Annotated in this window: 15 protein-coding genes; 8 read left to right on the top strand and 7 right to left on the bottom strand. The window is 45.0% G+C overall.

Annotation, left to right across the window (positions count from 1 at the left end; translation table 11 throughout):
- Window positions 1-219: 219 nt before the first annotated feature.
- Window positions 220-972: an MlaA family lipoprotein gene (locus tag CAG60_RS15560; RefSeq protein ID WP_161439369.1), complete on the top strand. Its 753-nt coding sequence runs from the start codon at window positions 220-222 to the stop codon at window positions 970-972.
- A gap of 95 nt (window positions 973-1,067) precedes the next feature.
- On the opposite strand, the gene CAG60_RS15555 is transcribed toward CAG60_RS15560, so the two are convergent.
- The 3 genes from CAG60_RS15555 to sodB form a co-directional block, all read right to left on the bottom strand.
- Window positions 1,068-1,736, bottom strand: coding sequence for an SDR family oxidoreductase (locus CAG60_RS15555; RefSeq protein ID WP_158144826.1), 669 nt, complete (start codon window positions 1,734-1,736; stop codon window positions 1,068-1,070).
- 258 nt (window positions 1,737-1,994) lie between these two features.
- Window positions 1,995-2,498 (bottom strand): VC2046/SO_2500 family protein, encoded by a 504-nt coding sequence (locus CAG60_RS15550; RefSeq protein ID WP_154170514.1) that lies wholly within the window; start codon window positions 2,496-2,498, stop codon window positions 1,995-1,997.
- A gap of 128 nt (window positions 2,499-2,626) precedes the next feature.
- Window positions 2,627-3,211, bottom strand: coding sequence for a superoxide dismutase [Fe] (gene sodB, locus CAG60_RS15545; protein WP_158138747.1), 585 nt, complete (start codon window positions 3,209-3,211; stop codon window positions 2,627-2,629).
- Between the two features lie 321 nt (window positions 3,212-3,532).
- On the opposite strand from sodB, the gene CAG60_RS15540 reads away from it, so the two are divergent.
- From CAG60_RS15540 to CAG60_RS15530, 3 genes are all read left to right on the top strand, one after another.
- On the top strand, window positions 3,533-3,868 hold the full coding sequence (locus CAG60_RS15540; protein ID WP_072669841.1) for a Grx4 family monothiol glutaredoxin: 336 nt from the start codon (window positions 3,533-3,535) through the stop codon (window positions 3,866-3,868).
- An 84-nt stretch (window positions 3,869-3,952) separates the two neighbouring features.
- Window positions 3,953-5,911 (top strand): DNA topoisomerase III, encoded by a 1,959-nt coding sequence (locus CAG60_RS15535; protein WP_161439368.1) that lies wholly within the window; start codon window positions 3,953-3,955, stop codon window positions 5,909-5,911.
- Window positions 5,912-6,134: 223 nt separating this feature from the next.
- Complete coding sequence (locus tag CAG60_RS15530; protein WP_161439367.1) at window positions 6,135-7,757, top strand: methyl-accepting chemotaxis protein; 1,623 nt, start codon at window positions 6,135-6,137, stop codon at window positions 7,755-7,757.
- Window positions 7,758-7,862: 105 nt separating this feature from the next.
- Here the strand turns inward: CAG60_RS15530 and phnE (CAG60_RS15525) are convergent, their stop codons facing one another.
- From phnE (CAG60_RS15525) to phnD, 4 genes are read right to left on the bottom strand one after another with little or no spacing between them, the layout of a single operon-like run.
- Window positions 7,863-8,672, bottom strand: coding sequence for a phosphonate ABC transporter, permease protein PhnE (gene phnE, locus CAG60_RS15525; protein WP_161439366.1), 810 nt, complete (start codon window positions 8,670-8,672; stop codon window positions 7,863-7,865).
- Window positions 8,669-9,475: a phosphonate ABC transporter, permease protein PhnE gene (phnE, locus tag CAG60_RS15520; protein WP_004394833.1), complete on the bottom strand. Its 807-nt coding sequence runs from the start codon at window positions 9,473-9,475 to the stop codon at window positions 8,669-8,671. Before phnE (CAG60_RS15520) ends, phnE (CAG60_RS15525) begins: the two co-directional genes overlap by 4 nt.
- Window positions 9,472-10,290, bottom strand: a complete 819-nt coding sequence (gene phnC, locus CAG60_RS15515) for a phosphonate ABC transporter ATP-binding protein (RefSeq protein ID WP_004394834.1) — start codon at window positions 10,288-10,290, stop codon at window positions 9,472-9,474. The genes phnE (CAG60_RS15520) and phnC overlap by 4 nt, the downstream gene beginning before the upstream one ends.
- Before the next feature lie 59 nt (window positions 10,291-10,349).
- Window positions 10,350-11,297, bottom strand: coding sequence for a phosphate/phosphite/phosphonate ABC transporter substrate-binding protein (phnD, locus tag CAG60_RS15510; protein WP_161426435.1), 948 nt, complete (start codon window positions 11,295-11,297; stop codon window positions 10,350-10,352).
- A 305-nt stretch (window positions 11,298-11,602) separates the two neighbouring features.
- On the opposite strand from phnD, the gene CAG60_RS15505 reads away from it, so the two are divergent.
- From CAG60_RS15505 to CAG60_RS15490, 4 genes are all read left to right on the top strand, one after another.
- Window positions 11,603-12,079: a YqhA family protein gene (locus tag CAG60_RS15505; protein WP_040904169.1), complete on the top strand. Its 477-nt coding sequence runs from the start codon at window positions 11,603-11,605 to the stop codon at window positions 12,077-12,079.
- A 103-nt stretch (window positions 12,080-12,182) separates the two neighbouring features.
- Entirely contained in the window at window positions 12,183-13,046 is an 864-nt protein-coding gene (locus CAG60_RS15500; protein WP_161439365.1) for an MBL fold metallo-hydrolase, read from the top strand.
- 17 nt (window positions 13,047-13,063) lie between these two features.
- Window positions 13,064-13,483 (top strand): TIGR01244 family sulfur transferase, encoded by a 420-nt coding sequence (locus tag CAG60_RS15495; protein WP_154170527.1) that lies wholly within the window; start codon window positions 13,064-13,066, stop codon window positions 13,481-13,483.
- A gap of 45 nt (window positions 13,484-13,528) precedes the next feature.
- Window positions 13,529-15,247: a SulP family inorganic anion transporter gene (locus CAG60_RS15490; RefSeq protein ID WP_161439364.1), complete on the top strand. Its 1,719-nt coding sequence runs from the start codon at window positions 13,529-13,531 to the stop codon at window positions 15,245-15,247.
- Window positions 15,248-15,339 lie beyond the last annotated feature (92 nt).

Raw genomic sequence — 15,339 nt, 5'->3', positions numbered from 1 at the left:
GTTTTGAATAACTCATTAATCATTTTTATTGGTTACTGAAAATGATTAATAGCAATCGACGCTTTTTGTTTACTGATGACCTAATATTCTGGTTACATCAATAAGACAAATTCGACGATAATATGATATTTTAAGGCTCATATTGTTATATTCACCCTATTTTTATATTGTAAAAGTCGAGCAATGTCGCAATGACTTTTCACCAATTGGATTATGACCATGCCCAGCCGTTTGTTACGGATAGCAATGCTTTTATTGATGCTGGTACTGGCCGGATGTAGCTCGGTACCTGAAAATCCACATAATGAATCACATCCTAATGACCCTTTAGAGGGGTTTAATCGCGCGATGTGGAAAATTAACTATGACTACCTAGATCCCTACCTAGCTCGTCCTGTTTCACTGGCTTATGTCGATTATGTCCCGTCACCATTAAGACGCGGTTTAGCGAATTTCTTATCCAATTTAGATGAGCCAGCCAGTATGGTTAATAACCTGATCATGGGGAATGGCGAAAAAGCGCTCGATCATTTTAACCGTTTTTGGTTAAACAGTACTTTTGGGCTTTTAGGTTTGATTGATATCGCCTCAGAAGCCGGAATTCGTAAGCATGATGACAAACAATTTGGAGATGCGATAGGTTATTACGGTGTCGGTAACGGACCATACTTAATGGTACCGGGTTATGGACCTTATACTGTGCGGGAAGTGGCGGATACGGTTGATGGTTGGTATGTTCCTCTTGCGTATTTGAATATTTGGGGAAGTATTGGTAAATGGGCGGTTCAAGGAATGGAAACTCGAGCCGCTTTAGTGCCTCAAGAAGCCATGCTACAGCGTTCTCCTGATCCTTACGCATTAACGCGAGAAGTCTATTTACAACGTCGTGACTTTAAAGCTGAACGAGACACAGAACATTACGACACTGATCAAGAAGATTTCCTTGATGATTACCTCGACGGCGGATTCTAGTTTTTCTTGATACCATCTGTTATTGAGATCCAATGAGTGCAGGTCACTTGACCCTAAAGTGATCTGCACTTTCTATTTCTGTATTCTCTTTGCCATCATGCTGACATGACTCGTCCACTGAAATAGTCATTAGTCACAATGTATTCGGTATTACGTATAAGCTCATCTTGAATTTCAGCCCAATGCAGATTGTGATGATTGCCTCCCGCCATCGGGATCACGCCACCGACACGAATATTATAGGGCGTTAACTCTCTGGCCCAACTTTGGGTAAAGCCGGCAACCATAGAATTGGTATTTTCCATTCCAGCTTGTTGTTGTGCGGTATTGTGCCAGACGAGATTAACAATCACTCCTTTTGCTTGATGCTGACGCATCCTTTCTGAGCAAGTTTGCCCAAAGGTAAAGAGGGATGAAGCCATATTGGCCAATTGTTGAATAAAACGCTCTGTAGGCTGTTCATCCACCAAAGAAGGAAAACTGACGCTTGGCCAGTGATTGATTAACACGTCCGGGGCTGAGTGGTAGGTGGTTTCAATATAATCAAATAACTGATGAATACTCGTTGGAGAGCGGTCGGGTAACGTGTAGTAATGAACACGATGACTGATCGCGTAGCAATGCTGCCAGGTGGTGACTAAAGCACTATGATTGGTATCACATAATATAACGTTAGCCCCCAAACGAGCAAAATGCATCGCCAGCGTGCTGCCCAGTAGCGAATTAGCTGAAGTAATTAAAATTAATGCACTTTTAATTTTCATTGTGTGCCTTCCTTGGAGGTGCCGTGACCATCGAGTACGTTAAGCATGGTTGACGGTTTGATATGATGGTGTGAATTGCTTCAAATAAACCCAGTTGTTCGAAAAGCAATCGTTTTTTCTTTGCGCTTATTCACATTCGGCGACAAGGCTTAAGCAAAAATATACACAGCTGCTCTAGGGGCGGTTAGCTTTTGGGCGGATAAAAAGAGAACCTTTTTGATCGATGATTCGCTATTTTCAGAGTCGTCGAGATATATCCTATACCTGAGCTCGTAGTTGATCTTGCCTAAGGGCGTGATTAAGCTGAGGATATAAATCCATTATCATCAACGTCTTATTCTCTTGCTGTGCGAGATGACGGCGGTCATGCCCAGAGAGATTTAAATACACGTCTTCTGGGAAGTTTTCAGTGTCTTCAGGGAGGTAAGTGAGCACTTCTGGTTGCAAATAGTGCGACAGTTTGGCGCTCGCCATGCCGCCAGAGTGAAACAGTTTTGCTTGCTGAGCCGAAATAGCGTAAGAGCTTTGATCATTGCGTAGTGCTTGACATGCTGGCAGTTCAAAGCGTTGACGTAGCTGATCTTCAGTCGTACGGTGAGTGGTGATCGGCTCGATAGGCGTGGTATCGCGAACATCATTAGAGAAGAGTGCCATGAATAGAGCGAAATCGGCATGACGACCTTGCTGTACCGCTTGGTTGACCCCAGTTCCGAGCTGCAACTCATTAATTATTCCGGCTTTGTCTAATGTATGTACTTGCATGGTTTCTCCTCAATGCACCACTAATAACGGCACATGAAGGAAAAACTTTAATAAAAAAAGCCTACCTTATTTGAGGTAGGCTTATCGGTTGGAGCGTTATTCGGCTCTCACCTCTTAATCAACCAAGATTACTTCGCTAGGTTTTGTGCAACAAATTCCCAGTTGACTAGAGCCCAGAAGCCGTTCATGTAGTCTGGACGGAGGTTACGGTAGTCAATGTAGTAAGCATGTTCCCACAGATCAACGGTCAATAAAGGCGTTACGCCCTCTTCAGTGATTGGGGTTGCTGCGTTAGAAGTATTGATAATCGCCAATGAACCGTCTGCTTTTTTCACTAGCCAAGTCCACGACGAACCGAAGTTATTGATCGCAGAATCAGTGAATTTTGCTTTAAACTCAGCAAATGAACCGAAGGCTGCATTGATGGCTTCTGCCACTGCGCCTGTTGGCTCACCACCGCCGTTTGGAGATAGGCAGTGCCAGTAGAACGTGTGGTTCCATACCTGTGCCGCATTATTAAAAATACCGCCCGTTGACGTTTTGATGATCTCTTCGAGAGATTTGCCTTCAAACTCTGTACCCGGGATCAGACCATTCAATTTTACGACATAAGTATTATGGTGTTTACCGTGGTGGTAATCCAAAGTCTCTGCTGAAATGTGCGGTTGTAGCGCATCTTTTGCGTAAGGTAGTGCTGGTAGTTCAAATGCCATTGTTCAATTCTCCGTTGTTGAGAGGAAAGAAACGACTAAGCAGACGAGGTCAAATACAGGTTACGGCCCACGACTGATGTAGACACTTCTTTGATTGCTTCCAGTGTTATTGTAATGGAGTCGATAAAACTGACTTGCTATGCATTTTAGCAAGTTTTTACTTTATTAACACCCCAAGTGAAAGAAAAAGTTCAGTTAAGTCAATATACCGCGATCACTTGATACTTACTCTGCTAAATCCATAAACAGAATGTGCTTTTTATTCTCTCTTAATGATTTAGAATGGAAGGGATTAACTTAGCCATCCATTAAGAGGAAGCAATGGAAACCATCGATAAAATTAAACAGCAACTTGCCGAAAACCCAATTCTTCTTTATATGAAAGGGTCACCTAAACTGCCAAGCTGTGGTTTCTCTTCGCAAGCCGCTCAAGCGTTAATGGCGTGCGGTGAAAAATTTGCCTACGTCGATATCTTACAAAATCCAGATATTCGCGCAGAGCTACCGGTTTATGCTCAGTGGCCTACTTTTCCCCAGTTATGGGTTGAAGGTGAATTGATTGGTGGTTGTGACATTATTTTGGAAATGTTCCAAAAAGGTGAACTACAGCCATTAATTAAAGAAGCGGCCGCACGTAACGCGACAGATGAAGCGTAATACTGTATAAAAAAACAGTTTAGCTTGATTTTTTAGGGTCACATTGGTTAATGTGGCCCTAATTTTTTCTGATTTTAGACTGTTATGAGCCGCTTATTCATTGCTGAAAAACCCAGTTTAGCCCGAGCCATTGCTGATGCGTTGCCCAAGCCCCATAAAAAGCAGCAAGGTTTTATTGAATGTGCCAATGGCGATAAGGTGACTTGGTGTATTGGTCATTTACTGGAGCAAGTGGAACCGGACAGCTATGATCCGCGATACAAAAAGTGGAATTTGGCTGATTTACCCATCCTACCCGAAAAGTGGCAATTGAAGCCGCGGAAAACGGCGAGTCAACAATTGGCCGTAGTGCGTAAGTTACTAAAAAGTAGCCAAGAAATTGTCCATGCTGGCGATCCAGATCGCGAAGGTCAACTGTTGGTTGATGAGGTTATCGATTATTGTCAGGTCTCTAAACAAAAGCAGCAAACCATTCAACGTTTACTGATCAGCGATCTCAATTTGCCTGCGGTGAAACGCGCACTTTCAACAATGCGCAGTAATCGTGAATTTATTCCATTGTCGATTTCAGCCTTAGCACGCTCTCGGGCTGACTGGTTATACGGTATGAATATGTCTCGTGCTTATACCTTGCTTGGACAAAAAGCGGGTTATCAAGGGGTATTATCCGTTGGTCGAGTGCAAACACCTATACTGGGTTTGGTGGTCCGTCGTGATGCCGAGATAGCCCATTTTGTCGCCCATGATTATTTTACCTTACACGCATTGATCCCTTATCAAGTCGAAGGGCATGAGTTTGATATTCGAGCTCGCTGGCAGCCTAGTGACGCCTGCCAGCCTTGGCAAGATGAAGAGGGACGAGTGTTAAACCGCGCTTTGGTTGAAAATGTTGCCCGTCGTATTCAACATCAGCCAGCGATTGTTGTGGCGTCAGAACAAACGCAAACTAAGCAAGCAGCACCACTGCCTTATTCATTATCGGCCTTACAAATTGATGCTGCCAAGCGCTATGGTTTGAGTGCTCAACAAGTATTGGATATTTGTCAGTCACTGTATGAAAAATACAAGTTAATCACTTATCCACGTTCCGACAGTCGTTATTTACCTAAAGAACATTTAACTCAGGCGGATACGATACTGACGGCGATTGCTCATAATCTTCAGCCATTACAAACTGCGGTCGCCGGTGCAGACCGTACATTCCGTTCTAAAGCGTGGAACGACAGTAAAGTTGATGCGCATCATGCGATTATTCCTACCCCTAAGCAAAGTGCTGTACATGGACTTTCTGCTGCTGAGCAGAATATTTATCAGTTAATTGCTCGCCAGTACGTACTGCAATTTTATCCTCCCGCAGTATACGCTGAAGCTAAACTCGTATTTACCATTGCAGGAGGAACCTTTATTGCTAAAGGCAGACAATTGGTGTTCGCAGGCTGGAAAAGTGTCATAGGGCAACAAGAGCAACCTGAGGATGGAATTGATACTGTGCCGCCGCTACCAAAGGGGACATCGTTGATCTGTCGCGAAGGAGAGATGAAAACTTGCCAGACCGAACCGCCGCGTTATTTTACTGAGGCAACGTTATTGCAAGCGATGACGGGGATCGCCCGCTTTGTTGAAGATAAAGAGCTTAAGAAAATTCTTCGTGAGACCGATGGGTTAGGCACAGAAGCCACTCGAGCTGGCATCTTAGATACGTTATTCAAGCGTCAATTACTGACACGAGAAGGAAAACAGATAAAAAGTACTCCGGCTGGCAAAGGACTGGTGGAGGCGCTACCGCTGCAAGCCACTTATCCTGATATGACCGCTCATTGGGAGCATCAACTGCAAGCGATGGCAGAAAGAGGTCAAGCTTATCAACCCTTTATTGAAGATCTTGAGCGACAAATTAGCCAATGGATAGAGCAAGTGAAACAACAACCTGTCCCCGCCTCGTTGCGAGCTTTACCGCCGGTTAAGCGACCTGCATTTAAAACCAAGAAAAGGTCGACGAGCAGTAAAAGAAAAAGCCCGCCAGCACGTTGTTCAACCCCATAAAGGCGTTATCGCGCGGTGATTCACCATTGATTGATGAGGACGTTTAAGGTTTGTTGCGTGAAAGTTAGAATAAATCCACATAAAAATAATGGTCCTGTTGCATAAGCGGTAAATGTTTTCCATAGTAAGCTCCGGTTCTTGGATGAATATCACAAAGAATCAGGATGGAATCATCATACAGAGGCAAAAATGCCCGTCATTACGCTTGCGCTAGGAATACACTATGTTAAAGATACTTAGAGCCCTCAACGTTCGTCAGAAAATCTTGGTGATCGAACTCATTTCTCTGGCCATGATTGTGCTTATCAGCCTCTACGGGGTAAGTAAGTTACGAGAAATGGCCTTTCAAGAACGCCAACAAAGTGTTGAAAATCAAGTCCAATCAGTGGTCAGTTTAGTTGATTATTATGCTCGTTTAGCATCAAGAATTGGTGAAGAAGAAGCTAAGCAACGAGCGATCGAAGCGATCAAGGCACTCCGATATGACAATGGTAACTATTTTTGGGTGATGACGGCTAATGCTCGTCTAGTACTGCATCCTCTGCGCCCAGAAATGACCAATCAAGATATGAGTCAGGTACGTGATGGTTCTGGTCGTTTTCATTGGCAACAAATGGCACAGGTTGTTCAACGTCAAGGCGCTGGGTTTGTCGAATACACTTTTGTGCCACCGAATGGTCCGATTGAGGACAAAATTTCCTATGTTGCACAAGCCAATGGTTGGAATTGGGTCATTGGTACAGGCGTTATCGTTAACGATATCAATCAAACGGTGTATCACAATGCCTTATTTTATGTTGGCTTTGCTTTGGCGGGCGTGGTGATTACTTTACTGTTTTCGAGCATTATCGGTAAAAACATTACCGACCCTCTGGCTCTGTTTGTCACCAAAGTACAGCGGGCTGCGCAAGGGGATATGACGGTGCGTTTTAATCCTAAAGGACGGGATGAGATTGCTAGTTTAGGGCGTTCGATAAATTCAATGATCGAAAGTACCCATCAAGCTTTAATTACCGCCAAGCAGTCAGCGATGAATGCCGCTGAGATGGCGTCGTCAATCGCTTCGGCCAGTGAGGAGACCGCAACCAGTACCCAATCGCAGCGCATGCAATTGGAGCAGTTAGCGACCGCCATGAATGAAATGAATGCGACCATTCGCGATGTGGCGCAAAATGCCGAGCAAACCGCCGCTTCGACCGACGATGTCGCCAATCAAGCGTTAAGTTGTAATAGCATGATGGAGAGAACGGAGCAAAACATCGAACAGCTATCTCAAGAGGTCTCGCAAACCGATCAATTGGTTGAAGCGCTGCGGAATGATGTCGCGGGGATCAATGAAATTGTTGATGTGATTCAAGCCATCTCTGAACAAACTAACTTATTGGCCTTAAATGCGGCGATTGAAGCCGCTCGGGCAGGAGAGCAAGGTCGCGGCTTTGCGGTGGTTGCTGATGAAGTGCGTCATTTGGCTGGCCGTACTCAGCAATCGACGCATCAAATTCAGCAAACCATCGAGTCCTTAATTGCCAGAGCGGGCAGTGCGTCACAAGCGATGAAGCAGTGTCATAGTCGTGTGACAGAAAATGTTCAAACCGCAACCGAAACTAAGCAAATGTTAAAACAGATGGTGACAGAGCTGACTCGAGCGAATGACATGGTGACCCAAATTGCCACCGCGGCAGAGCAGCAAGATACCGTAGCTGAAGAGATGAACAGCAATGTCAGTCATATTAATCTGTCGGCTGATCATATTAGCCAATCGGCGCAAGATTTGGCTGAACAAAGCCAGCATCTGGCTGATAGTGCTAACCAATTGGATGAGCAGTTACAGCGTTTTAAAGTATAACAACCGAGTTTATATCGGTTGTTATTGAGTCGGATAAAGATAAAAGTGGAGAAGAGCTCTCCACTTTGTTATTGCCCTAACGTTGAATATTAAGAGCTAACCCCATTAAATCACTGCTTGACGGACCTTGGCAGAGATCCATTCACTTACTACGACCGTTGCCAAGATGACTAAAATAATCAAGGTGACTTGAGGCCAAGCGAGGACATTTAAACTAGATTGCAATTGCATGCCGATGCCACCCGCTCCAACTAAACCTAAGATCGCACTTTCGCGAATATTAATATCCCAACGAAAAACACTGATCCCAAAAAACGTAGGTAATACTTGCGGCACAATCGCATAATTTAAAACCTGCGCTTGACTTGCCCCCGTGGCCGTTATTGCTTCAATTTGAGTCAGTTCGGTCTCTTCAATCGCTTCATACAATAATTTGCCGACAAAACCGATGGATCGCAGTGCAATGGCTAAAATGCCAGCCAGTATACCAGGGCCAAGAATCGAAACCAGCAGCAGTGCCCAGATCAAAGAGTTAATTGAGCGAGAGGCGACAATGACAAACAAGGCAATTGGTCTCACCAATACTCTAGAGGGCGTGGTATTACTGGCGGCTAAAAAAGCCAGTGGCGTAGCCAGAATGACGCCCAGTAACGTACCTAAGGTTGCCATATTGAGCGTGTCCCATAATGGCGACCATAAGCGCTCCATATAAGACCAACGGGGAGGAAAGGCTCTGTCTATTAAATCAGCAGCGGCTTGAGGAGCATCGTAGACGAACACCCACATGGTATGTTCTGTCATGACATTCCAGCAATAAATAAACAAAGCCAGTAGTAACATCCAACCAACCCAAAGTAACAATTGAGTCTTTGGCGTACGATATTGCCAAGTTAGGCTTGAGTTGAGAGAATTCATTTCACGTATTTCCGTAGATAGCCAGAAGCATATTCACTGAGCATCACTATCGCAATAATCAGTAAGAGAATGGCGCCAGCACTGTCATATTCGTAGCGCGAGAGAGAGGTATTGAGTGTTGCGCCAATGCCACCGGCTCCAACAATGCCGATTACGGCACTCTCACGAAAGTTAATATCGAGTCGGTATAAGCACAACCCAAGTAGACGCGGTAACACCTGTGGCTGAATAGCATAATTAATCCACTGTAACCATGATGCGCCAGTGGCTTTAATCGCCTCAATAGGGGCGGGGTCGATGCCCTCAATTTCTTCTGCCAGTAATTTACCGATAAAACCAATCGTGGCGAAAGTTAAGGTCAAAAAGCCAGCAAAAGCACCAAAGCCAAATAAAGCGACGAAAAAGATTGCGACGATAATTTCTTGTAAAGAGCGACTAAGAGCAATAAAAGCACGACAAATCATATAAACCCAAGTTGGACTTAAGTTGCGAGCTGCGCCAAGTCCAACCGGAATCGCTAAAGCAATACCCACCACAGTGGAAGTTAAAGTCATGGTTAAACTTTCGATCATTCCAGCGGAAATATCTCGCCAGCGAGTGGAAAAATCAGGCTGTAAGAATCCACCAATAAAGCGCTGTGCCCGTTCTAATCCTTCGTAAATCCTTAGCCAGTTAATATCTATACTGCCAATCGCGAACCATAAATAGATTAGGCACAAAAGAGTAATCACCCATCGCCAAACGCGACTTTTAATGATCTGTGGCGGTTTGCGCCATTGAGTTGAATAAGGTACTGGGTTCATGCATTCACCAATGAACGATGAGCTTGAGAGGCCAGTTCTGTGTCAAGGGATGATTCTGGCTGGCGCATGCTGGTCCAATCCTCTTCACCGTAAATTCGAGTCAATACACTTTCTGTTAGCTGCTGTGGAGATCCATCGAACACCACCTCACCGGCTTTTAAGCCAATAATTCGGTCGGTAAACTGCTGAGCGAGGACCACATCATGAATATTAATGATCGCTGGTAAGCCACGTTCGTTGCACATTTCAACCAATAAACGCATCACTTGGCGACTGGTTTTAGGATCTAAGCTCGCGGTTGGCTCGTCAATCAACAGCAGTTCTGGATCTTGAGCTAGAGCACGAGCAATACCTACCCGTTGGCGTTGTCCGCCAGATAATGCATCGGCTCTTTTGTCAGCATGTTGAAGTAAGCCCACACGATCCAGTAAACGATAAGCGTTGCTGATGTCTTGTTCGGGGTATTGTCGCCAAAAACTGCGCCAAAACGAGACATAACCTAATCGTCCCGAGAGGACGTTCTCCATCACCGTTAAGCGATCAACGAGGGCATATTCTTGAAAGATCATGCCAATTTTTCGTCTTGCTTGTCGTAACTGAGTTTGAGACAGTTGATTGACCGTTAAGTCATTTAAAATAATTTGCCCGTCACTGGGCTCGACTAAGCGATTAATACAGCGAATTAAGGTTGATTTCCCAGCTCCTGAAGGGCCAATTAAGCCAACAACTTGCCCTTTAGGCACACTGAATGAAACGTTATTGAGGGCCTTATCGCCCGTTGGGTAAGTTTTGGTTAATCCATTGATGGTCAGCATGAATCCACTCCTTGATGATAAAAAGCGCCAGATGATCAGTATCATCTGGCGTTTAAGGCTTAACGACAGGTGTATTGAACCCCCATGGCTTGATCGATTTCACGCACCACAGACCAGTGTTCTTTGAAGGTAATAGGAATAAACTGTGCTTCACCCGACTGAGAGAATTCTTTTTCCATCGCTGTACCTTTCCAATCAAAACTGAAAAAGGCTTGGCGGATTTTTTGTTGTAAATCTGGGTGTAGGTTGTAAACCACGCCATAACCTGTGGTTGGGAAACTTTCCGATTTAAAGATCGTGTTATAGCTGTCTGGGTTAATCACGTTTCTTGCGACCATGCGCTTGGCAACAGAATTGGCAATGGCAGCAGCATCATAGTCGCGGTTAACCACGCCTAAAATGGAGTTATCGTGAGCACCCGAGAAGGCGGGGGTATAATCTTTGCCTGCGGTTAATTGATAACTCGCTTCAAGTAACGCTTGTGGCGCTTTAAATCCCGAGTTAGAGGTTTCTGCAGTAAATGCCAAGGTGCGACCACGCAGATCTTCAATCTTTTCAATTCCAGACGTTGGGTAGGTAATGATTTCCATTTCATAACCGTAGCTGCCGTCTTCTCTGGCCATCATCGCAAAAGGACGAAAACCCGCGCACGCGACGGCTAATGGGTTTGAACCTGTGTTAAATCCAGCGATGTGCAAACGTCCTGAACGCATGGCTTCAATTTGTGCGGCGTTAGAATTGACCGGAAAAAATTGAACTCGTTTGCCAGTCACTTTAGCCATATGGTCTAAAAATGGTTTCCAGACATCCGCGTAAACCGCGGGATCTTCGACGGGCGTATAAGCAAAAATCAATGTTGATGGGTTCACCCAAGCTGACGCATTACTGGGGATATCGGCGACCAGATCGCCATCGTTATCTTTATAGCGTGAATCGAGAGAGAATTGTGCGTGAGCAAGTGGCGTTGCGATTAACGCCAGTGCGACGCATTGAGCTAACAATTTCATGATAAAACCTCAGGTTGTCGTCCTTAAACAAGTTGGTACACGGTAGAAGGGAAAGGTGACTTTTATGTGAATAAACCGTTAAGGCTTGATGACAATGATTATTTTTAGTGATGCGTAATGGGTAAAAGACTGGCGTTGTACTTACTTTTGATGGGGGATGCTGCGATGCTCACAAAGGTCGTCATTGGCTTTCCCCATCGAGTGATCAGCTATGATAGATTATAAGTTGCTTATCAAAGTAAGTTTAAAAACAGCGGTTTTATGTACCTGAGCTGCTTATCTCTGGGTTAAAAAGAGTAATCATTATGATGGATCGTTTATTTGGTAGTAGTCGATTTTTAGTGTTAGCGGTTATCGTGACCAGTTTTGTTGCTGCGGTGATCTTATATCTCGTTGTGCTGTCGATTATGTTCGGTATTGTCAGTAATTTGTGGGGCGGAATTCCATCTGGCGTTACTCAAGGCAAAATGTTGGCGGTGAGGTTGCTAAAAGTCTTAGATATCTCACTGATTGCGATTACCTTTCAAATCATTGCCGCCAGTTTATATCGTCTTTTTATTCGCCCATCAGCTTTGGAGGCGAGTCCCTTTCTTTCTGCTCTCGCGATTAGAAATTTTCATGATTTAAAAATCACTTTATTGCAAGTGGCGGTGGTGATCATGATCATTCTTTTCCTTGAGCATTTGGTGGAAGTGGGTGCCAGTATTGAAACGCTGTATTTAGGCGCAGGGATGAGTATGGTGATTGCTGCGGCGATTTGGGCGTGGAAATCGATGAAGTAACAGTAAATGGACAAATTTTACTCGTATCACTGGCAAAACGCGCGATGATGAATTAGTATAACCTAAATAAGCATTTGCTAATCATTGTGGTGGGGGGATTGTAATGAAACCTAATGTTCATGAATTTTTTGATGCTAACACGTTTACTTACAGTTACGTGGTGGTCGACCCGAGTTCATCGAAATGTGCAATCATCGACTCTGTGCTGGATTACCAACCAGCATCAGGCAGAACATCTTATGAGTCCGCCGATAAAGTGGTCGCCTTTGTTGAACAACAAGGCTTATCAGTGGAGTGGATTTTAGAAACCCATGTCCATGCCGATCACTTAAGTGCCGCGCCTTACCTCAAGCAACGACTGGGCGGTAAACTGGCGATAGGTCAACAGATTACCGTGGTTCAAGATACCTTTGGAAAGTTGTTTAACGCAGAACAGGATTTCGCCGCAGATGGCAGCCAGTTTGATCATTTATTTACCGATCAGGAGTCATTTACGGTTGGCAAGCTTCAGGCTAAAGCGATTCATACTCCGGGACACACACCAGCGTGTATGACTTACCTAATTGGTGATAGTGCTTTTGTTGGTGATACGCTGTTTATGCCTGATTACGGTACCGCGCGTTGTGATTTTCCGGGCGGGGATGCTAAAACGCTCTATCACTCCATTCAAAAACTGTTCACCTTACCCGATGAAACGCGCGTATTTATGTGCCATGACTACAAAGCGCCGGGGCGAGAAGAATTTCTTTTCCAAACCACGATTGGTGAAGAGCGTGTGCATAATATTCATGTTGGTCATGGCGTGGAAGAATCTGCGTTTGTCGCCATGCGTCAAGCTCGGGATGCGACTTTATCGATGCCGACTTTGATCTTGCCCTCGGTTCAGGTCAATATGCGTGCTGGCGTATTACCTCCGGCTGAAGACAATGGTGTTCAGTATCTAAAAATTCCGCTTAATAAAGTTTAACTAACCAGGATAGTCTGATGTTGACATTGATTACATTAACCCCACAACTGACCGTTGCACCGCAAATTGAGCCAAGTGATATCGAACAGATCGCTGGTTTAGGTTTTAAATCGGTGATCAATAATCGGCCCGATGGCGAGGAAAGTGGCCAGCCATTGAATCAAGTGATTGAACAACATGCCGATCAGCTTGGTTTAGTTTATGTTCATTTACCCGTGGTGGGTGGCCAAATTAGCGAAGCTCAGATCCATCAATTTGGTGAATTGTTACAGACGCTCCCTCAACCTATCTTAGCTTTTTGTCGCACGGGAACCCGTTCTAGTATGTTGTGGTCATTGGCAAGTCAAGATAGCGCGATGTTCAGTGAGCGTTTGCAGGTTGCTACCAAGCAAGGCTTTAAGCTTGATGGTCTCGGCGAGCGATTTGCTCAGCGTTAAGCACAAGCGCGGTGAGTTGAAATTAAAGTAAATAGGAATCAGCCAATGAAGCTAGCTTGGCGTCAATATCTGCCCATCGTGACTTGGTTGCCGGAATACACTCGTCAGGCTGCCAGCAAAGACGGAGTAGCGGCGATCATTGTCACCTTGATGCTGGTGCCACAAAGTTTAGCTTATGCGATTGTGGCTGGTTTACCTCCAGTTTATGGCCTATATGCCAGTATTTTACCGCTGGTGGCTTACACCCTGTTGGGGACCAGCAAAACGTTGGCTGTTGGCCCCGTTGCGGTGATTTCGTTAATGACCGCAGAAGCGATTGCGCCTTTACATGATGTTGGGACACACGCTTATGTAACTGCTGCGGCGACGCTGGCGTTTTTATCTGGGCTGATGCTCTTAATCATGGCGGTGTTTCGCTTAGGGTTTTTAACGACGTTTTTAAGTCATTCGGTACTATCCGGTTTTATGACTGCCTCTGGCGTTTTGATTATTTGGGGGCAATTACCTAAGTTACTGGGCTTATCAGTAGCCGATGGCTCGCTCAATGAAGTGTTGGCTGCTGTGCACTATCCGACCTTATGGCTGGGGTTGGGGAGTTTAGTACTATTGCTTGGCCGACGTTATTTCTCCTCTTTATTACAAAACCTTGGCTGCTCTGCATCGTGGGCGGGCCATATCACCAAATTACTGCCGGTGATGGTCATGGTCGCGAGTATCTTGATCATTCATTATTTTCCACAGCACACTCAAGGGGTGAGTGTAGTTGGCGCGATCCCGACGGGTTTACCAAGCTTCGTTATGCCCGTGTTTGAAACCAACTTAATGGTTCAACTGTTGCCTGCAGCGCTGCTGATCAGCGTGGTCGGGTTTGTTGAGTCAGCGTCGGTTGGGCAAACGTTAGCGGCGAAAAGACGTCAACGGATTGAACCAAATCAAGAGTTGATTGCTTTAGGTGGGGCGAATATTGCCTCTGCGATACAGGGCGGGTTTCCGGTTACGGGGGGACTTTCTCGTTCAGTGGTTAACTATGACGCGGGAGCGGAAACACCATTGGCGGGCATGTTGACCGCGATAGGGATCGGCATCACGGTACTGTATTTTACCCCATTGTTTAGCTATCTTCCTCACGCGGTTTTGGCGGCGATTATTATTGTTGCAGTATCGGCTTTGATTGATATCAAAGCCATTTTTACCACCTGGCGCGCCGCAAAAAGCGATGGCGTGGTGATGTTAAGTACTATTGTTGGAGTGCTCTTTATCAATATTGAGTGGGGGATCATCATTGGCGTGCTGCTCTCATTAGTGATTTTTTTATGGCGAACCAGTCAGCCGCACATCGCGGTGGTGGGATTAATCGAAGGCAGTGAACATTTTCGTAATGTGCAGCGTTTTCAAGTTAAGCAAAGTAAAACGGTATTAACTTTACGCATCGATGAAAGCTTATATTTTGCCAATGCCCGTTATTTAGAAGATAAAATTCCAGAGTATTTAGCTAGCTACCCTGAAACCCAGCATTTAGTGTTGATGCTTTCTGGGGTCAATCGTATCGATAGTAGTGCCTTGGAGAGCTTACATTTAATCGCAGAGCGTGTTGCTCAATCGGGTATTACTATGCATTTGTCTGAGGTCAAAGGCCCCGTGATGGATGAAATACAACGCTCAACGTTTTTAGAGCATTTCACAGGGCAAATTTTTATCAGCCAATTTCAAGCTTTTAGCTACTTAACTCAAGCCGAGCATCCCGATGAGGACTGGCGAATCTAACGCTACACCATGGGAAGACTTCTGTGATTAATCTCTCATATCTATCATTTGTGTGATAAACCTGTATAATTCGCCGCCTATCTATACCCTGA

It is taken from the genome of Vibrio sp. V33_P6A3T137, from assembly GCF_009904835.1.
GTDB classification, from domain to species: Bacteria; Pseudomonadota; Gammaproteobacteria; order Enterobacterales; family Vibrionaceae; genus Vibrio; species Vibrio metschnikovii.
This window is presented reverse-complemented; position numbering and strand designations above follow the sequence as displayed.